Below are 14,545 nucleotides of genomic sequence, written 5' to 3'. Positions count from 1 at the left end.
CCTCCGTCCGCTTCGCGGCCACCTCCCCCGTTTTACGGGGGAGGAGATCAGGAAACTCCCGCCGCGCTCAACACCGCCGCCTGCTGCTGGGCCAGCCCCTCTTCCGAGAAGCCCTCCAGCGAAGCCTCGAACAGAGCTTTCCAGTTGTGCCGCGCGCCCAGGTGCAGAAAGGCCGCTCCCAAGCCGATGGCGGCGCGGTCCATGAACACGAACTCGCGGGGGATGGTGATCGGCCCCTTGGCCTTCAGGGCCTGGCGGACCTTGAAAGCCTCGCGGCGGCCGTACTCGCCGGGGGGCACGTCATCGGCCACGGTGCGCACCCGGTCGTCCAGCAGCGGGCCGTAGATGAACCGGGCCCAGACATTGAGCACCTCGACCAGCTCGTCGGTGAGGTTGGCGAAACCCCAGCTGCGATAGGCCTCGACCTGCTCGGCCCGGTCGTCGTTCGAGAGGGCGCGATAGAGCCGCACCACCCCGGCCACGAAGCGCGGCGGAAAGATGCGGATGCAGCCGAAGTCGAGCAGGTTCAGGTGCGCCGCACTGTCTCCGCCCTCCGGCCCGCCGAAGGTGTAGTTGCCCAGGTGCGGATCGCCGTGGATGATCCCCAGCCGGGTCATCGGGCTCCACCAAGCCTCGAACAGCAGGGCGGCGATGCGGTCGCGGGTCTCCTGCGGGGCGTCCTTAAAGGCCAACAGTCCCCGGCCCTCCAGCCAGGTCATGCTCAGCAGCCGCCGGGTCGACAGCGACGGAACCGGCTGGGGAACCCGGATGTCGGCGCGGCCCGAGAAGAACCCGCCATACAACGCCATCAGCCGCGCCTCGCGCTCGTAGTCGAGCTCCTCGCGCAGGCGGTCGCCGATCTCGACGATCATCTCGCTGGGGTCGATCGAGCCGTCCATGCGCTTGAACAGGCCGATTAGGGCGCGCAGCTGGCCCAGGTCGCTTTCGACGGCGCTCTGCATGTCGGGATATTGCAGCTTCACCGCCAGGGCGCGGCCGTCAGGCCCGACGGCGCGGTGCACCTGGCCCAGGGACGCGGCGGCGGCGGCTTCGTGCTCGAAGCTCTGAAAGCGCCCCTGCCAGTCCGGCCCCAGCTCGGCGGCCATCCGTCGGCGGACGAACGGCCAGCCCATGGCCGGGGCGTTGGTCTGCAGTTCACCCAGCTCGGCGGCGAATTCCGGCGGCAGCAGATCGGGAACCGTGGCGAACATCTGGGCCGCCTTCATCAGCGGTCCCTTTAAGCCGCCCAGGGCCGCCTTCAGCGCCTTGGCGTTGCGAGCGTCGGCGCTGTCGCCGCCGAACAGGCTGTTGGCGCCGTAGCTGACCGCGGCCCCCGACAGTCCCGCCCCGACCTTGGCGAAGCGGCTCAGCCGGCCCGCCAGGCGATCGCGCTCGGGGTCGCGGGGATCACTGGCCATCGCCTAGCGCAACTGCCGGGAGTCGTAGAAGAACCGCTCACGGACGATCCTGTCGCCCTCCCAGACCTGATGGCTCAGCTCCTCGAACCGCAGGGTCTCGCCGTTCTTGTCAGTCATCAGGAACACCCACTGGATGACGACATTGTCGCCGTCGTGCAGCACCATGACGGCGGGCTGGGTGTCCATCTTCGACAGGCGCGCCAGGGCCGCCGCCTCGTGCGCGACAAGAACGTCGCGACCGACGCGCGGCGGGGCGTTGTTCTCCTGCATCGAGGCGTCCGGTGCGTAAAAGCGTTCGATCGCCTCGACATGCTCGTTGCGCTCGACGGTGGCGATGAACTCCGCCAGCCGTTCCTTGGTGGGCATCGCTGTCTCCGTTCGTCAGACCAGGGCTTCGAACTCGTCGACCAGCCGTTCCAGCTGGGCGCAGCCCGCCGCCCAAAACGCCTTGTCGCGCGGGTTGAGGCCGAACGGGGCCAGGGCCTCGACATAGGTCCGCGTCCCGCCTGCCGCCAGCAGGTCCTCGTAGAGCGGCGCAAAGCCGTCAGGGTCCTCGCGACGCTTCTCCATCAGGCCGCGCACCAGCAGATCGCCGAACGCATAGGCATAGACATAGAACGGCGCGTGCACGAAGTGGCTGACATAGGCCCAGTAGTGCTCGTAGCCGGCGTTCAGCGTCACGGCCGGGCCCAGGCTCTCGCCCATCACCTCCAGCCACAGCTGGCCGATCTGGTCGGGACTCAGCTCGCCGTTCTGGCGGGCGTCGTGAAAACGCCGCTCGAAGCGGTGGAAGGCGATCTGCCGCACCACGGTGTTGAGCCCGTCCTCGATCTTGCCGGCCAACAGGCCCTTGCGGTCCTCCGGCGTCGCCTCGGCCAGCAACTGCTCGAACACCAGCCCTTCGCCGAAGATCGAGGCGGTCTCGGCCAGGGTCAGGGGGGTGTCGGCCAGCAGGGTGCCCAGCGGCGAACACAGGGTCTGGTGCACCGCATGGCCCAGTTCGTGGGCCAGGGTCAGCACGTCGCGCCGCTCGCCCATATAGTTCATGAACACATAGGGATGGCGGTCGGCGGTGACCGGGTGGGAATAGGCCCCCGACTGCTTGCCGGCCCGCGGCCGGGCGTCGATCCACGGCTGGGCAAAGAAGGTCCGGGCGGTGTCGGCGAACTTCGGGGCCAGGGCCTGGAAGCTGTCCAGCACCATGGCCTTGGCCTCCTCCCAGCCATAGGCGCGGGGCGCGGCGGCGGTCAGGGGCGCGTTGCGGTCCCAATAGTCCAAAGTCTCGCGGCCCATGACCTTGGCCTTCAGGGCGTAGTAGCGGTGCGACAGGCGCGGATAGGCCTCGACCACAGCCGCCTCCAGGGCGTCGACCGCGTCGGCGTCGACCTCGTTGGCCAAGTGGCGCGACTGGGCCGGGCTGTCGTAGCGCCGCCAGCGGTCCTCGACCTGCTTTTCGAAGGCCAGGGTGTTCATCACCAGCCCCTGGGTCGGGGCGCGATCGTCCAGCGCCTGCGCCAGGGCGTCGGCGGCGGCCCGGCGGCGCTGGCCGTCGGGGTCCGACAGCCGGTTCAGCGCCTCGGGCAGGGTCAGGGTCTCGTCGCCGACCTTGGCCTTCAGCTTGGCCAGGGTCTCGTCATAGAGCCGCACCCAATTGGACACCGCCGGGCCGCGATCGACGATGTAGCGCTCCAGCTCGGCCGACAGCTCGTGCGGCCGCGACAGCCGCAGGCGCCGCAGCCAGGGCCGCCAGCGCTGGGCGGCCGGATGGGCGTTCAGCGCCGCCTCCAGTTCGTCGTCCTCCAGCTGGTTCAGCTCCAGCGAGAAGAACAGGCTCTCGGCGGCGATCCGTGACGAGCGAGCCCGCAGGTCGCCCTCGAACTTGGCCCAGGCCGGATCGTCGCGAGCGACCGAGGCGGCCAGGCCCGCATAGGCCCCCACGCCCCACAGGCCGTTGGTAGCCTGCTCGTAGAGCCGTATGCCCCGGTCGAGCAGCACGCCCAGCCGCTCGGGCTCGCCGCGGGCTTGCAGGAACAGGCCCTCCAGGCTGGCCAGTTCGTCATTGGCGGCCTTGGCGGCGGCCAGGTCGGTTTCGATCTTCGGATCGTCGCGACCGGCATAGAGGTCGGCGAGGTTCCACTCGGGCAGAGCGTCGGGCTTGAAGGGGGCGTTCAAATTCAAGTCTCGGAGATGAAGGTCACGGGGGGCAATATAGGCACGCTGAAGGTGAGACGACTGACACTCTCGTTTTTCGTAGCTTGATCGCCGCTGCCGCCAAACTCGCCGACCGCGACCACCTTCAAGCCTCCTTTGATACAGCTAGTGCTGGTTTCGGTCGCCGTCACAGCAATGTCGAACGAGATATCGCGCATATTCCTCGAAGCACCATCATGTCCTCCCCAAACGGGGTTGATGTGCCCTTTGTTCTCTCCAGACCGCCAAGCGTCTTGAGCATCCTGAACGCCCTTCATGATCTGGAGAATGCTCTCCTTCACGAAATCATCGACGTTCATTTCATTGCACCTTGAGCCAAGAGCTGGATCGGAATGGCGGGACTACCGTCGTGCCGCGCTCACAGCCCTAGGGATATGGCCCATGCGGGGTCGGACGCAATCGCCGCCACCTGGGTTTCTCTTCACAGTGTCAGGCTCCCCCCAGGCGCGACGCACCATTACCGCGAATTAAACTGCGCCTTCGCCTCGCTTGGCTTAGATTCCCCGCGTCGACACAGGGGACATCGATGACCAGGGCCGCCGCCATCGCCGTCGTTCTGACGCTGGTCGCCGCGCCGTCAGCCTTGGCGACCGAAAAGCCGATGGGCCCGCTGGCCACGGCGATCCGCAGCGTCATCCTCTTCAGCAGTTGCACCGACCGGCTGAAGGAGAAGTTCAACATCGGCCCGCTGAACGACCTGAGCGTCACCCACATGGACGCCAATGGCGCCAAGCCCGACGGCGCCATGGACGTCAAGTTCGAGGCGGTCACCACCGAGAAGAAGTCGCTGCGCAAAAAGCACTTCGTCGGGGTCTGCCACGTCGGCCGCGAGGGCGAGACCCGGATCGATGCGCGGCTGGTCGGTCAGGACGGCGACGGCGTGGTCCGCCGGACGGGCGGCGCGGGATAGGTCGACGCGCCCGATCGTCACACCTCGTTAAGGGCGACTGTTAACCCCCGACTCACGTCTCCGAAACCCGGTCTTTACCCGGCGCCTGTATCACTCTGAACCAACAAGAGCCCTGTCCCATGTCGGATGCGGCCGGTTCAGTGGGTGTCTGCAAATGACCAAGACGGTTCTCGTCGTCGACGACGATCCGACTCAACGTCGGCTGATCCAGGCCGTGCTCGAGCGCGACGGCTTCGCGGTCTCGCACGCCGAGAGCGGCGACGCGGCCATGGCCCATCTGGCCAGCGGCGCGCCCGTCGACGTGGTGCTGCTGGACCTGGTGATGCCCGGCCTGTCGGGCCAGGACACCCTGAAGGAGATGCGGGCCCGCGGGTTTGTCCAACCCGTGATCGTTCTTACCGCGTCAGGCGGCGTCGACACAGTGGTCAAGGCGATGCAGGCCGGGGCCAACGACTTCTTCATCAAGCCGGCCAGTCCCGAGCGGATCACCGTCTCGATCCGCAACGCCCTGTCGATGACCTCGCTGAAGGGCGAGGTCGAGCGCCTGACCAAGCGGGCCGGCAACCGCACCACCTTCGCCGACCTGATCGGAACCTCGCCGGCCATGACCCTGGTCAAGCGCATGGGCGAGCGGGCGGCCAAGAGTTCGATCCCCATCCTGATCACCGGCGAGAGCGGGGTCGGCAAGGAGCTGATCGCCCGCGCCGTGCATGGCGGCTCCGAGCGGGCCGGCAAACCGTTCGTCGCCGTCAACTGCGGCGCCATTCCGGAGAACCTGGTCGAGTCGATCCTGTTCGGCCACGAGAAGGGCTCCTTCACCGGCGCCACCGACAAGCACCTGGGCAAGTTCAAGGAGGCCGACGGCGGCACCCTGTTCCTCGACGAGGTCGGCGAACTGCCGCTGGACATGCAGGTCAAGTTGCTGCGCGCCCTGCAGGAGGGCGAGATCGATCCGGTCGGCTCCAAGCGCTCGCAGAAGGTCGACGTGCGCATCGTCTCGGCCACCAACCGCGACGTGGCCCACGCCGTCGAGCAGGGCCGGTTCCGCGAAGACCTCTATTACCGCCTCAACGTCTTCCCGATCGAGGCCCCGTCCCTGCGCGAGCGGCGCGAGGACATCCCGGCCCTGACCGAGGCCTTCATCCGCCGGTTCAATGTCGAAGAAGGCAAGCGGGTGGTCGGGGCCGCGCCGGAGACCCTGCGCCTGCTAACCGCCTTCGACTGGCCTGGCAACGTCCGGCAGCTGGAAAACGCCGTCTACCGCGCCATCATTCTGGCCGACGCGCCCTATCTCCAGCCCTACGACTTCCCGGCCATCTCGGGCCTGGCGACGCCGCCAGCGGAGACTCCGGCCCCGGTCGCCGCCCAGCCCGACCTGCCGGCCGTGCTGCACGCCGCCCACGCCGCCATGGCCCGGACGCCGGCCGATGCGCCGGTGCGCATCCTCGACGACCGTGGTCATCTGCGAACCCTGGAGGAGATCGAGCGCGACCTGATCCAGCACGCCATCGAGGTCTATGCCGGCCACATGAGCGAGGTCGCCCGCCGCCTGGGCATCGGCCGCTCGACCCTCTATCGCAAGGTGCGCGAACAGGGCATCGAGGTCGACCTGAAGGAAGCCTCGTGAGCCTCGGGGCGGGCGGCTTTCGTCAGATCCCGCGCGAACAGCGGATCAAGGCCCTGATCCAGCCGGTCCGCGTCGTCGCCAAGCCTCGGCCCGTCACGCGCTGATCGCGGCGGCCTCGTCGCCGGCGGACTCCGTCCGCGGCTCGGCCGCGCTGGTCCAGCCGCGGCCTTCCCAACGCGCCAAGCCTTCCTGTTCCAGGGCCTGAAGCTCGACCAGCATGGCGGCCAGCGGCACCTGCCGCGCCCAGCGCCGGGCCAGTTGCAGGGCGATGTCCGACGCCGACAGCGCGACTCGGTCCTTGCCTAGCACCAGCAGGATCATCTCCCGCGTCGACCGCGCCTTGCGCCCGCGCCGAACCGGCGCGACGGCGGCGAAGCTGGGCTCCTCCGCACGAACCCGCCGCGGCGGGTTGAGTCCGCCGCGTTCGAGCGCGTCGAGCGCCAGGCTCAGGGCGTTCAGCTCATCCTCGAACGGCGCCTGGGCCCGAAGCTGGGCTTCGGTCATGCGAAGCTCCAGCTGGGTCTTCCGCTCGAGCAAATACTGATAGATGGTCGACATTCGCTCCGTCCGTCTCTGCATGGCTCTTCTCACGCGGCCACGCCATCGCGCCGCACGGCTTCCGCAGGAACGGGAACCGCACCATAAAAATGATCAAAACCAACGCTTTAGAGAATGTCGCGAGTGTCCGGGCGAACGGTTACTGGAAAGTTAACAGACTGCGGAAAGTTTGGATAAATTCAAAGATGCTTGCAGCAATACAAGCATTCGAGCACCTCGTTTACAGCCAAGCTAGATTTGAACGGCGAATTTAACGTCTTCGTCAAAATAATGGCGGCCGATCATTGGCCGCAAGTCCCATCAGGTCTCTTCCGGCTCAGCTCGGGACGCCCTCGGGCGACCAAAGCCCGTGCCGCGCCGCATCGGCTTGCGCTCGCCCCCTTTGCCCTTGCCCTGGGCCTTGGCGGCGATTTCCTTGAGCTTGAGGGTCTGGTTGACCGACATCGCCTGGCCGGCGCCGCCCTTTTCGGGATCGCCGAACGCCCGGCCATAGGTCTCGATGCGCTGGGCGACCGAGCCCAGGAACTCGCCCTCCCATTCCGACAGCTCAACCCCGGCCTTGTCGGCGGTGCGGCGCGCGCGCTTGAGCGCGTTCAGGGCGGCCTTTCGGGCCTGGGCTCTGGGATCGGGCGGCTTCTTGGCGCGCATGGGCGCAGATTAGTCGGCGTCGGCGGCGGGACGCACGCGGAAAAACGGCGGTTGAACCCTCTTGCGACCCAGGGACGCCCGCATGGGGCGTCCCGATCGACAAAAAACTAGATCTCGCCGATGGCCGACAGGTACAGGTCCAGGATCGCGTCCTCTTCCTGGCGCTTGGCGCGATCGGTCTTGCGCAGGCGGACCACCTTGCGCAGGATCTTGACGTCGAAGCCGTTGCCCTTGGCCTCGGCATAGACTTCCTTGATCTGCTCGGCGATCTCGGTCTTCTCGACTTCCAGGCGCTCGACCCGGTCGATGATGCTCTTCAGCTGGCCTTGGGCGGTGGAGTTGAGCACGTCGGCGTGCGGAGCGGCGTCATCGGCCATGGCGGGTATCTCGCGAAAGGGTCGGAAACGGGAGGCGCGGAACCTAGTGGCAACGGGCGCGAAGTGGAAGGCCGATTCCCCGCTCTTTTGCTTTAACGCCCTTCCACACGTCCGCGCGACACCTCGGCCAGGGCGGCGAGATCCGGGGTTTCGCCCTCGCCCGCCAGCAGCGCCTCGAGCCCGCTCTCGACCAGGTCGGCGAGCGGCAGGGCCAGCCCCTTCTCGTCGCCCGCCGCCTGGGCCAGGCGGACGTCCTTGAGCGCCAGGTCGGCGGCGAAGCCGGGCGGATGATAGCGGCCCTCGGCGATCATGGCGCCGTAGATCTTGTAGATCGGCGCGGCGAAGATGGTGCTGGTCAGCACGTCCAGCAGGTCGGCGGCCGGCACGCCATGCGCGGCGCCCAAAGCCGTCGCCTCGCCCATGGCTTCCACGGCCGCGACGATCATCAGGTTGCCGGCGATCTTGACGGCGTTGGCGCGGACGGGATCCTCGCCCATCGGCCAGACCTTGGCGGCCAGGGCCTCCAGCACCGGCATGGCGCGATCCACCGCCTCGGGCGCGCCGGCCGCCAGGACGTTCAACCCTCCGGCCCGCGCCACCGGCGGTCGGCCGAACACCGGCGCGGCGACATAGCCCAGGCCAAGCGCGGCGTGTCGGTCGGCCAGTTCGCGCGCGAAGGCGGTCGAGATGGTGGCCAGATTGACGTGCACCAGGCCCGGCTTGGCGCGCGACAGGGCGCCGCCTTCCAGGAGAGCGTCCCGGATCGCCTGATCGTGGGCCAGGATCGACAGGACGACGTCGCCCTGCAGCGTCTCGTCGATCGCCGCGGCGGCCTTGGCTCCCTCGGCGACCAGGGCGGCGACCGCCGCGGGCGAGCGGTTCCACACCGTCACCGCATGGCCCTTGTCCAGCAGGTTGGCGGCCATCGCCTGGCCCATGGCCCCCAGGCCGATAAAACCGATGTCCATGGCGATCTCCGAGGCTGTGATCCGTCGAACTGGCGCTCGACGCCGCCTCCCGCAAGAGGAGCCGCGCGGATTTACAGCAGCCCGGCCCCCTCGATCGCCGGCCGCAGCGCCGCCGGATCGGTGAAATGATGGGTATGGAAGCCCATCGCCTGGGCCGCGGCGATGTTGGCGGCGCTGTCGTCGACGAACAGCAGGTCGGCGGGCGCTAGGCCGGTGCGCTCCAGGACGATCTCGTAGATCCGCGGCTGGGGCTTGATCACCCGCTCCTCGGCCGAGACCACCGCGGCGCGGAAGTGGCGGAACACCGGGCTCATGGCCTTCACGTCCGGCCAGGTCTGGCTGGACATGTTGGTCAGGGCGAACTGCGGCACGCCGCGCGCCGCCAGGTCCTCGATCACCGATTCCGTCTCGGCGATCGCGCCGGAGAACATCTCGGGCCAGCGATCCCACCAGGCGGCGATGTGCTCGGCGTGGTGGGGGTGCTCGGCGCTCAGGGCGGCGATGTTGTCGGCGAAGCTGACGCCGCGATCGGTGGCCGCATGCCAGTCCGAAGTGCAGACATGCGAAAGGAACCGGTCGATGTCGGCCGGTTCCCTGAAGATCTTCGCGTAGAGCGTGCGCGGATTCCAGCGCACGATGACGTTGCCGACGTCCCAGAGCAGAGCCCTGGGCGGCCGAACCGGCGTCATCAGCCCTGCTTGGCCTTGAAGCGCGGATCGGTCTTGTTGATGATATAGATCACGCCCTTGCGGCGGACCATCTTGCAGTCGCGGTGACGCGACTTCAGCGACTTCAGCGAGCTACGAACCTTCATGACCGTCTCTATACTCAGCGGAGAGGTTCGCGGCCGCCCTGTGGCGAAAGGAACATCCGGGATGTTTCGGAGGGCGTGCGTATAAGCAGGACAGGGCGTTGAGTCAATGCGGGGCTTGGCGTTCGCGACGGCGAAAGCAGCGAGGCTCCGGTTCTCAGCCAAACGGAACCTTCGCCGTCCTGCCGCCCTTGTGATTGCAGCCTCATCACGAACGCCGGTAGCCTGCCCCCATGGATAGACGCGTTTTCCTCGTTCTGCTGCTGGCCGGTTGCGCCGACACCTCGGCCAATGCGCCCTTGGCGCCGTCGGTGACCCCGCCCAAGCCGCCCGCCGCGCCGCCGCCGGCGCCGGCCCTGCCGGGCGCGGATCCCGGCGCCTCGGGCCAGGCCGTCGGCTTCGACGCCTGGCTGGCGGTCTTCAAGCAGAAGGCCCTGGCCGCCGGCCTGACCCAGCAGTTGCTGGACCGCGAGTTGGACGGCGTCACCCCGGACCCCAAGGTCATCGCCCTGGACGGCCGGCAGCCGGAGTTCTCCAAGCCGGTCGGCGACTATATCAAGGGCGTGATCGGCGAGGACCGCGTGGCCGTCGGCCAGGGCGAGCGCCGGGAGCTGACCTTCCTGCCCGCCATCGAGGCCCGCTACGGCGTGCCGCGCGACATCCTGCTGGCGGTCTGGGCGATGGAATCGGCGTTCGGCAAGATCCAGGGCAATTTCGACGTCGTGCGCTCGATGGCCAGCCTGGCCGCCGACGGCCGCCGGCGCGCCTGGGCCGAGGGCGAGTTGATCGCCGCCCTGAAGATCATCGCCTCGGGCGAGGCCACCCGCGCCCAGCTCAAGGGGTCGTGGGCCGGGGCCATGGGCCAGACCCAGTTCCTGCCGTCCAACTACCTGGCCACCGCGGTCGACTGGGACGGCGACGGGCGGCGCGACATCTGGGGCAGCGACGCCGACAGCCTGGCCTCGGCCGCCAACCTGCTCGCCAAGGGCGGCTGGAAGCCGGGCGTCGGCTGGGCCAAGGAGGTGATCCTGCCGGCCGGCTTCGACTACAGTCTGGCCGAGGGCCCGCGCGAGATCCCGGCCTGGTGGGAGGCCAAGGGCGTGCGGCGGGCCGACGGCCTGCCCTGGACCCCCGCCGACGCCGCCTCGCCCGCCGGCCTGATCCTGCCCGCGGGCTGGGCGGGACCAGCCTTCCTGGTCCTGCCCAACCACTTTGCGATCCGCAGCTACAACAACTCGACCTCCTACGCCCTGGGGATCGGTCTGCTGGCCGACCGCTTCGCCGGCGGCGGGCCGCTGGTCGCCGCCTGGCCGGTCGAGACGCCATTGAGCCTGGCCGATCGCATGGCCGCCCAGATCGCCCTGGGGCGCCTGGGCTTCGACCCCGGCCCGGCCGACGGCGTGGTCGGGGCCGGCACCCGCAAGGCCCTGCGCGCCTGGCAGCAGAACCGCCGGCTGCCCGCCGACGGCTATCTGTCGATGGACATGGTCACCCGACTGAAGGCCGAGGCGGGGATCAGCTAAGGAGCCGACCCAGAAACATTGTGAGTCGGACTCTGAGTCCATGCCCTGGCCCTTGGACCGCGTCATTCGCGCCCTGACCACCTTGCCGACCCCGCGCGGCTGGGCGCTGTGCGGCCTGGTCGGCCTGGCGACCGGCGCGGCGATGGCGGCCATCGGCTTCACCACCGGCCTTTACGCCCTGACCCCGGCCGCGCCCGGCCTGCCGCTGCGGCTGCTGACCGTGCTGTTCGTCCCGGCCCTCGGCGAGGAGATCCCGTTCCGCGGCGGGCTGGTCCCGGGGCCGGAGGTCCGGCGGCCCTGGCCGGCGATCACGATCTCGACGGCGCTCTATGTCGCCTGGCATCCGCTGGAGGCCCTGACCTTCCTGCCGCGGGCGACGATGTTCCTGCGGCCGGACTTTCTGGCCTGCACCGCCCTCCTGGGCCTGGGCTGCGCGCTGATGCGCTGGCGGACGGGATCGCTGTGGCCGGCGGTGCTGCTGCACGGCGGCTTCGTGGTGGTCTGGCAGACTTGGCTCGGCGGCGTCAGCGCCCTGGCCTGAAACGACAACAAGCCCGCCTGTCGTGGGGACAGGCGGGCTTGCCGCTGGGACGGACCGGGGTTGGGGGCGGTCCGCCAAGCTCTAGTAGGCGTTACGCCCGGTAGACGTAGGCGCTGGAGACGTAGCCGATGCCGACGCCGTCCTGGCCGACCAGGATCCACTTGCCGTCGCCGGTGCGGCCCAGGGCCTGGAAGGTCTCGCCGGCTTGGACCGAGCCAAGCCGCTCGCCGCGGGTCGAGGCCGAGGCGCGCAGGTTCAGGGTCGAGCGGGCGACGTACTTGCCCTTGATCTCGGTCATCGGGGCGGCTTCGACCGAGTTGGCCAGGCGGATGCCGTTGCTGGTGTAGGCGCCGCCGGCGTTCTCGGCCGCACGCTTCTTCTGCATCGAGCAGCCGACATAGGAGCCGGCGCCGGCGCCGGCGACCGCGCCGACGGCGGTGCCCGTGCCGCGGTTGTGCTTGGCCAGCTTGTTGCCGATGACGCCGCCCAGGACGCCGCCGATCACGGCGCCGACTTCCTGCTTGCCGCCCGCCGCGTCGCAGCCGACGACGCCGCCCAGCCGTTGCTCGACGCGGGCCTGGGCGGCCGGGGCGGTCGCCATGGTCAGGGCGGTGGCGGTCATGGCCAGGCCCAGGGCGATCTTCTTGGTGGTGGTGGTGATGGTCATGTCGAAGTCCTTCGTCCCATTGGAATACTGCCGAGGCTGTCCGGCCCCGTGGTATGCAACATGACAAGGCGAAGCTGAACGACTGTGACAGCGACGCTGACAGAATTCGTTCATCTACGATTTTTCTTGGGGGAGAAGGGGTTCGGGCCGCCCCCGGCCGGCGATTATGTTGCGCTGCGGCATTGCTCGCAGGTGCGAAAGGCTCCAGAGTAAAAGAAAACAACTGTTTGGCGCACGGGAGCAAGCCATGACCGACACGGCCGTTCGGAAAGCCGCCGAGACCCTGGTCCTGCCGGGCCTGACCGGCCTGCTGCGCGAGGCCGCCGGCGCCGCCCAGCTGTTCGTGACCGAGGCCAGGCCGGCCGTGAAGGCGGCGATCGCCGGGCCCGACGGCCGGATCGACCGCCGCCTGGCCGACGACCATCAGCACCAGGTCCATGGCTACGGCTGGTACGCCGCCTATGCCGAGCTGCTGAACCAGGTCGCCGGCTGGGCCGAGCGGCTGGAGGCCGAGGGCCGATTCGGCGAGATCGAGGCCCTGCTGGCCCAGCTGTTGTTCTCCGAATATCTGGCCCAGCTGATCGGCGGCGTGCCGATGAACCAGGGCGAGATCGTCCGCCCCGCCCACCTGGTCACCGATCGCGCGGTGATGAACCGCCTGTTCTCCAACACCATCATGAAGCTGATGATCGAGGGCGGGACCCAGGCGGTGAAGACCCGCATCGCCCGCCGCCTGGCGCAGGCCCGCGGCCGTCCGACCCTGGAGCACACCGGGCTGGACGAGACCTTCGAGATGGTCCGCGACCAGTTCCACGCCTTCGCCGAGGAGAAGGTCACCCCCTTCGCCCACCAGTGGCACCTGCAGGACCAGCTGATCCCGATCGAACTGGTCGAGGAACTGGGGGCGCTGGGGGTGTTCGGCCTGACCATCCCCGAAGAATACGGCGGCAGCGGCATGGGCAAGACCGCCATGTGCGTGGTCTCCGAGGAGCTGTCGCGGGCCTGGATCGGCGTCGGGTCGCTGGCTACCCGCTCGGAGATCGCCGGCGAGCTGATCCTGACCGGCGGCACGGAGGCGCAGAAGCAATACTGGCTGCCGAGGATCGCCAGCGCCGAGATCCTGCCGACGGCGGTGTTCACCGAGCCCAACACCGGCTCGGACCTGGGCGCCCTGCGCACCCGGGCCGAGCTGCAGGGCGACCAGTACCGGGTGACCGGCGCCAAGACCTGGATCACCCACGCGGCCCGGGCCGACGTCATGACCCTGCTGGTCCGCACCGACCCGGCCACGACCGACTATCGCGGCCTGTCGATGCTGCTGGCCGAGAAGCCGCGCGGCGTCGACGGCGACGACTTCCCGGCCCAGGGCATGAGCGGCGGCGAGATCGGGGTGATCGGCTATCGCGGCATGAAGGAATATGAGCTGGGCTTCGACGGTTTCGCCGTGCCGGCCGAAAACTTGCTCGGCGGCGTGCCCGGCCAGGGTTTCAAGCAGTTGATGGCCACCTTCGAGAGCGCCCGTATCCAGACCGCCGCCCGCGCCGTCGGCGTGGCCCAGGCGGCGCTGGAGACCGGCCTCGGCTACGCGCTGGACCGCCAGCAGTTCGGCCAGGCGATCTTCGAATTCCCCCGCGTCCACAACAAGCTGGCGATGATGGCCGCCGAGATCATGGGCGTGCGCCAGCTGACCTATTACGCCGCCCGCCAGAAGGACGACGGCAAGCGCTGCGACCTCGAGGCCGGCATGGCCAAGCTGGTCGCCGCCCGCGTCGCCTGGGCCGCCGCCGACAACGCCCTGCAGATCCACGGCGGCAACGGCTTCGCCATGGAATATGTCGCCAGCCGGCTGCTGGCCGACGCCCGGATCCTCAACATCTTCGAGGGCGCGGGCGAGATCCAGGCCCAGGTCATCGCCCGACGGCTGCTGGAGGAAGGGAACTAGGGGCCGGTTGCGCCGAAGCGCTGAAACGACGATTGGGCGGAGCACAGGTCGGGGGAGGTAAGGCGGGTCCCGAAGCGAACCTCCGGAATGTCTAAGATGGGGCATCAGGCGGACACACGGCTTTTCGACCTCGGGCTTTCGCGGCGAGGGGGTGAGGAGGCGCGGAGCGGCCGGGCCAGGCCCGGAGACCGTGGGTTTAGTGTGTGCGTTTCGGCGTGGACAGACCGCTCCGCGAAACCGTTTTTCTCGAGGGACGGCGACTGAGGGCCTATTTCATCCCGATCGACGTTCCCCCTCGGACGGGCAGGATCAAAGTCGCCCGGAAGGGGCCGTCAGCGACTCCG

Annotated in this window: 16 protein-coding genes; 5 read left to right on the top strand and 11 right to left on the bottom strand. The window is 68.8% G+C overall.

What is annotated here, in order from left to right; genetic code table 11:
* Positions 1-47 precede the first annotated feature (47 nt).
* From ACIPQB_RS10965 to ACIPQB_RS10950, 4 genes are read right to left on the bottom strand one after another with little or no spacing between them, the layout of a single operon-like run.
* On the bottom strand, positions 48-1,418 hold the full coding sequence (locus ACIPQB_RS10965) for an ABC1 kinase family protein (protein ID WP_446485256.1): 1,371 nt from the start codon (positions 1,416-1,418) through the stop codon (positions 48-50).
* 3 nt (positions 1,419-1,421) lie between these two features.
* Positions 1,422-1,784: a nuclear transport factor 2 family protein gene (locus ACIPQB_RS10960; protein WP_446485255.1), complete on the bottom strand. Its 363-nt coding sequence runs from the start codon at positions 1,782-1,784 to the stop codon at positions 1,422-1,424.
* Between the two features lie 15 nt (positions 1,785-1,799).
* Positions 1,800-3,590: a M3 family oligoendopeptidase gene (locus ACIPQB_RS10955; protein ID WP_446485254.1), complete on the bottom strand. Its 1,791-nt coding sequence runs from the start codon at positions 3,588-3,590 to the stop codon at positions 1,800-1,802.
* Between the two features lie 2 nt (positions 3,591-3,592).
* A complete protein-coding gene (locus tag ACIPQB_RS10950) occupies positions 3,593-3,928 on the bottom strand; it encodes a hypothetical protein (RefSeq protein ID WP_446485253.1) in 336 nt (111 codons plus the stop codon).
* 227 nt (positions 3,929-4,155) lie between these two features.
* Here ACIPQB_RS10950 and ACIPQB_RS10945 point away from each other — a divergent pair, with 227 nt between their 5' ends.
* Both ACIPQB_RS10945 and ACIPQB_RS10940 read left to right on the top strand, forming a co-directional pair.
* Positions 4,156-4,539: a hypothetical protein gene (locus ACIPQB_RS10945; protein WP_446485252.1), complete on the top strand. Its 384-nt coding sequence runs from the start codon at positions 4,156-4,158 to the stop codon at positions 4,537-4,539.
* Between the two features lie 154 nt (positions 4,540-4,693).
* Positions 4,694-6,166 (top strand): sigma-54-dependent transcriptional regulator, encoded by a 1,473-nt coding sequence (locus ACIPQB_RS10940; RefSeq protein ID WP_446485251.1) that lies wholly within the window; start codon positions 4,694-4,696, stop codon positions 6,164-6,166.
* A 93-nt stretch (positions 6,167-6,259) separates the two neighbouring features.
* Here the strand turns inward: ACIPQB_RS10940 and ACIPQB_RS10935 are convergent, their stop codons facing one another.
* From ACIPQB_RS10935 to ykgO, 6 genes are all read right to left on the bottom strand, one after another.
* On the bottom strand, positions 6,260-6,724 hold the full coding sequence (locus ACIPQB_RS10935) for a hypothetical protein (RefSeq protein ID WP_446485250.1): 465 nt from the start codon (positions 6,722-6,724) through the stop codon (positions 6,260-6,262).
* Between the two features lie 300 nt (positions 6,725-7,024).
* Positions 7,025-7,372: a hypothetical protein gene (locus tag ACIPQB_RS10930; RefSeq protein WP_446485249.1), complete on the bottom strand. Its 348-nt coding sequence runs from the start codon at positions 7,370-7,372 to the stop codon at positions 7,025-7,027.
* Positions 7,373-7,479: 107 nt separating this feature from the next.
* Positions 7,480-7,749 carry a DUF2312 domain-containing protein gene (locus tag ACIPQB_RS10925; RefSeq protein ID WP_018112952.1) on the bottom strand — a complete coding sequence of 90 codons (270 nt, stop codon included), beginning with the start codon at positions 7,747-7,749 and terminating at the stop codon, positions 7,480-7,482.
* Positions 7,750-7,841: 92 nt separating this feature from the next.
* Entirely contained in the window at positions 7,842-8,717 is an 876-nt protein-coding gene (locus ACIPQB_RS10920; RefSeq protein WP_446485248.1) for an NAD(P)-dependent oxidoreductase, read from the bottom strand.
* A gap of 71 nt (positions 8,718-8,788) precedes the next feature.
* Positions 8,789-9,406, bottom strand: coding sequence for an HAD family hydrolase (locus ACIPQB_RS10915; RefSeq protein WP_446485247.1), 618 nt, complete (start codon positions 9,404-9,406; stop codon positions 8,789-8,791).
* Positions 9,406-9,531: a type B 50S ribosomal protein L36 gene (ykgO, locus tag ACIPQB_RS10910; RefSeq protein WP_018061125.1), complete on the bottom strand. Its 126-nt coding sequence runs from the start codon at positions 9,529-9,531 to the stop codon at positions 9,406-9,408. The genes ACIPQB_RS10915 and ykgO overlap by 1 nt, the downstream gene beginning before the upstream one ends.
* A gap of 230 nt (positions 9,532-9,761) precedes the next feature.
* Between ykgO and ACIPQB_RS10905 the strand changes: the two genes are divergently transcribed.
* Both ACIPQB_RS10905 and ACIPQB_RS10900 read left to right on the top strand, forming a co-directional pair.
* Positions 9,762-11,051 (top strand): lytic murein transglycosylase, encoded by a 1,290-nt coding sequence (locus tag ACIPQB_RS10905; protein WP_446485246.1) that lies wholly within the window; start codon positions 9,762-9,764, stop codon positions 11,049-11,051.
* A 40-nt stretch (positions 11,052-11,091) separates the two neighbouring features.
* Positions 11,092-11,592: a CPBP family glutamic-type intramembrane protease gene (locus ACIPQB_RS10900; RefSeq protein ID WP_446485245.1), complete on the top strand. Its 501-nt coding sequence runs from the start codon at positions 11,092-11,094 to the stop codon at positions 11,590-11,592.
* Between the two features lie 91 nt (positions 11,593-11,683).
* Here the strand turns inward: ACIPQB_RS10900 and ACIPQB_RS10895 are convergent, their stop codons facing one another.
* Positions 11,684-12,259, bottom strand: coding sequence for an SH3 domain-containing protein (locus ACIPQB_RS10895; protein WP_446485244.1), 576 nt, complete (start codon positions 12,257-12,259; stop codon positions 11,684-11,686).
* Positions 12,260-12,506: 247 nt separating this feature from the next.
* On the opposite strand from ACIPQB_RS10895, the gene ACIPQB_RS10890 reads away from it, so the two are divergent.
* Complete coding sequence (locus ACIPQB_RS10890; protein WP_446485243.1) at positions 12,507-14,201, top strand: acyl-CoA dehydrogenase family protein; 1,695 nt, start codon at positions 12,507-12,509, stop codon at positions 14,199-14,201.
* Positions 14,202-14,545 lie beyond the last annotated feature (344 nt).

It is taken from the genome of Caulobacter sp. LARHSG274, assembly GCF_052871235.1.
The sequence above is the reverse complement of the archived record's forward strand: the minus strand, read 5'-3'. Positions and strand labels throughout refer to the sequence as shown.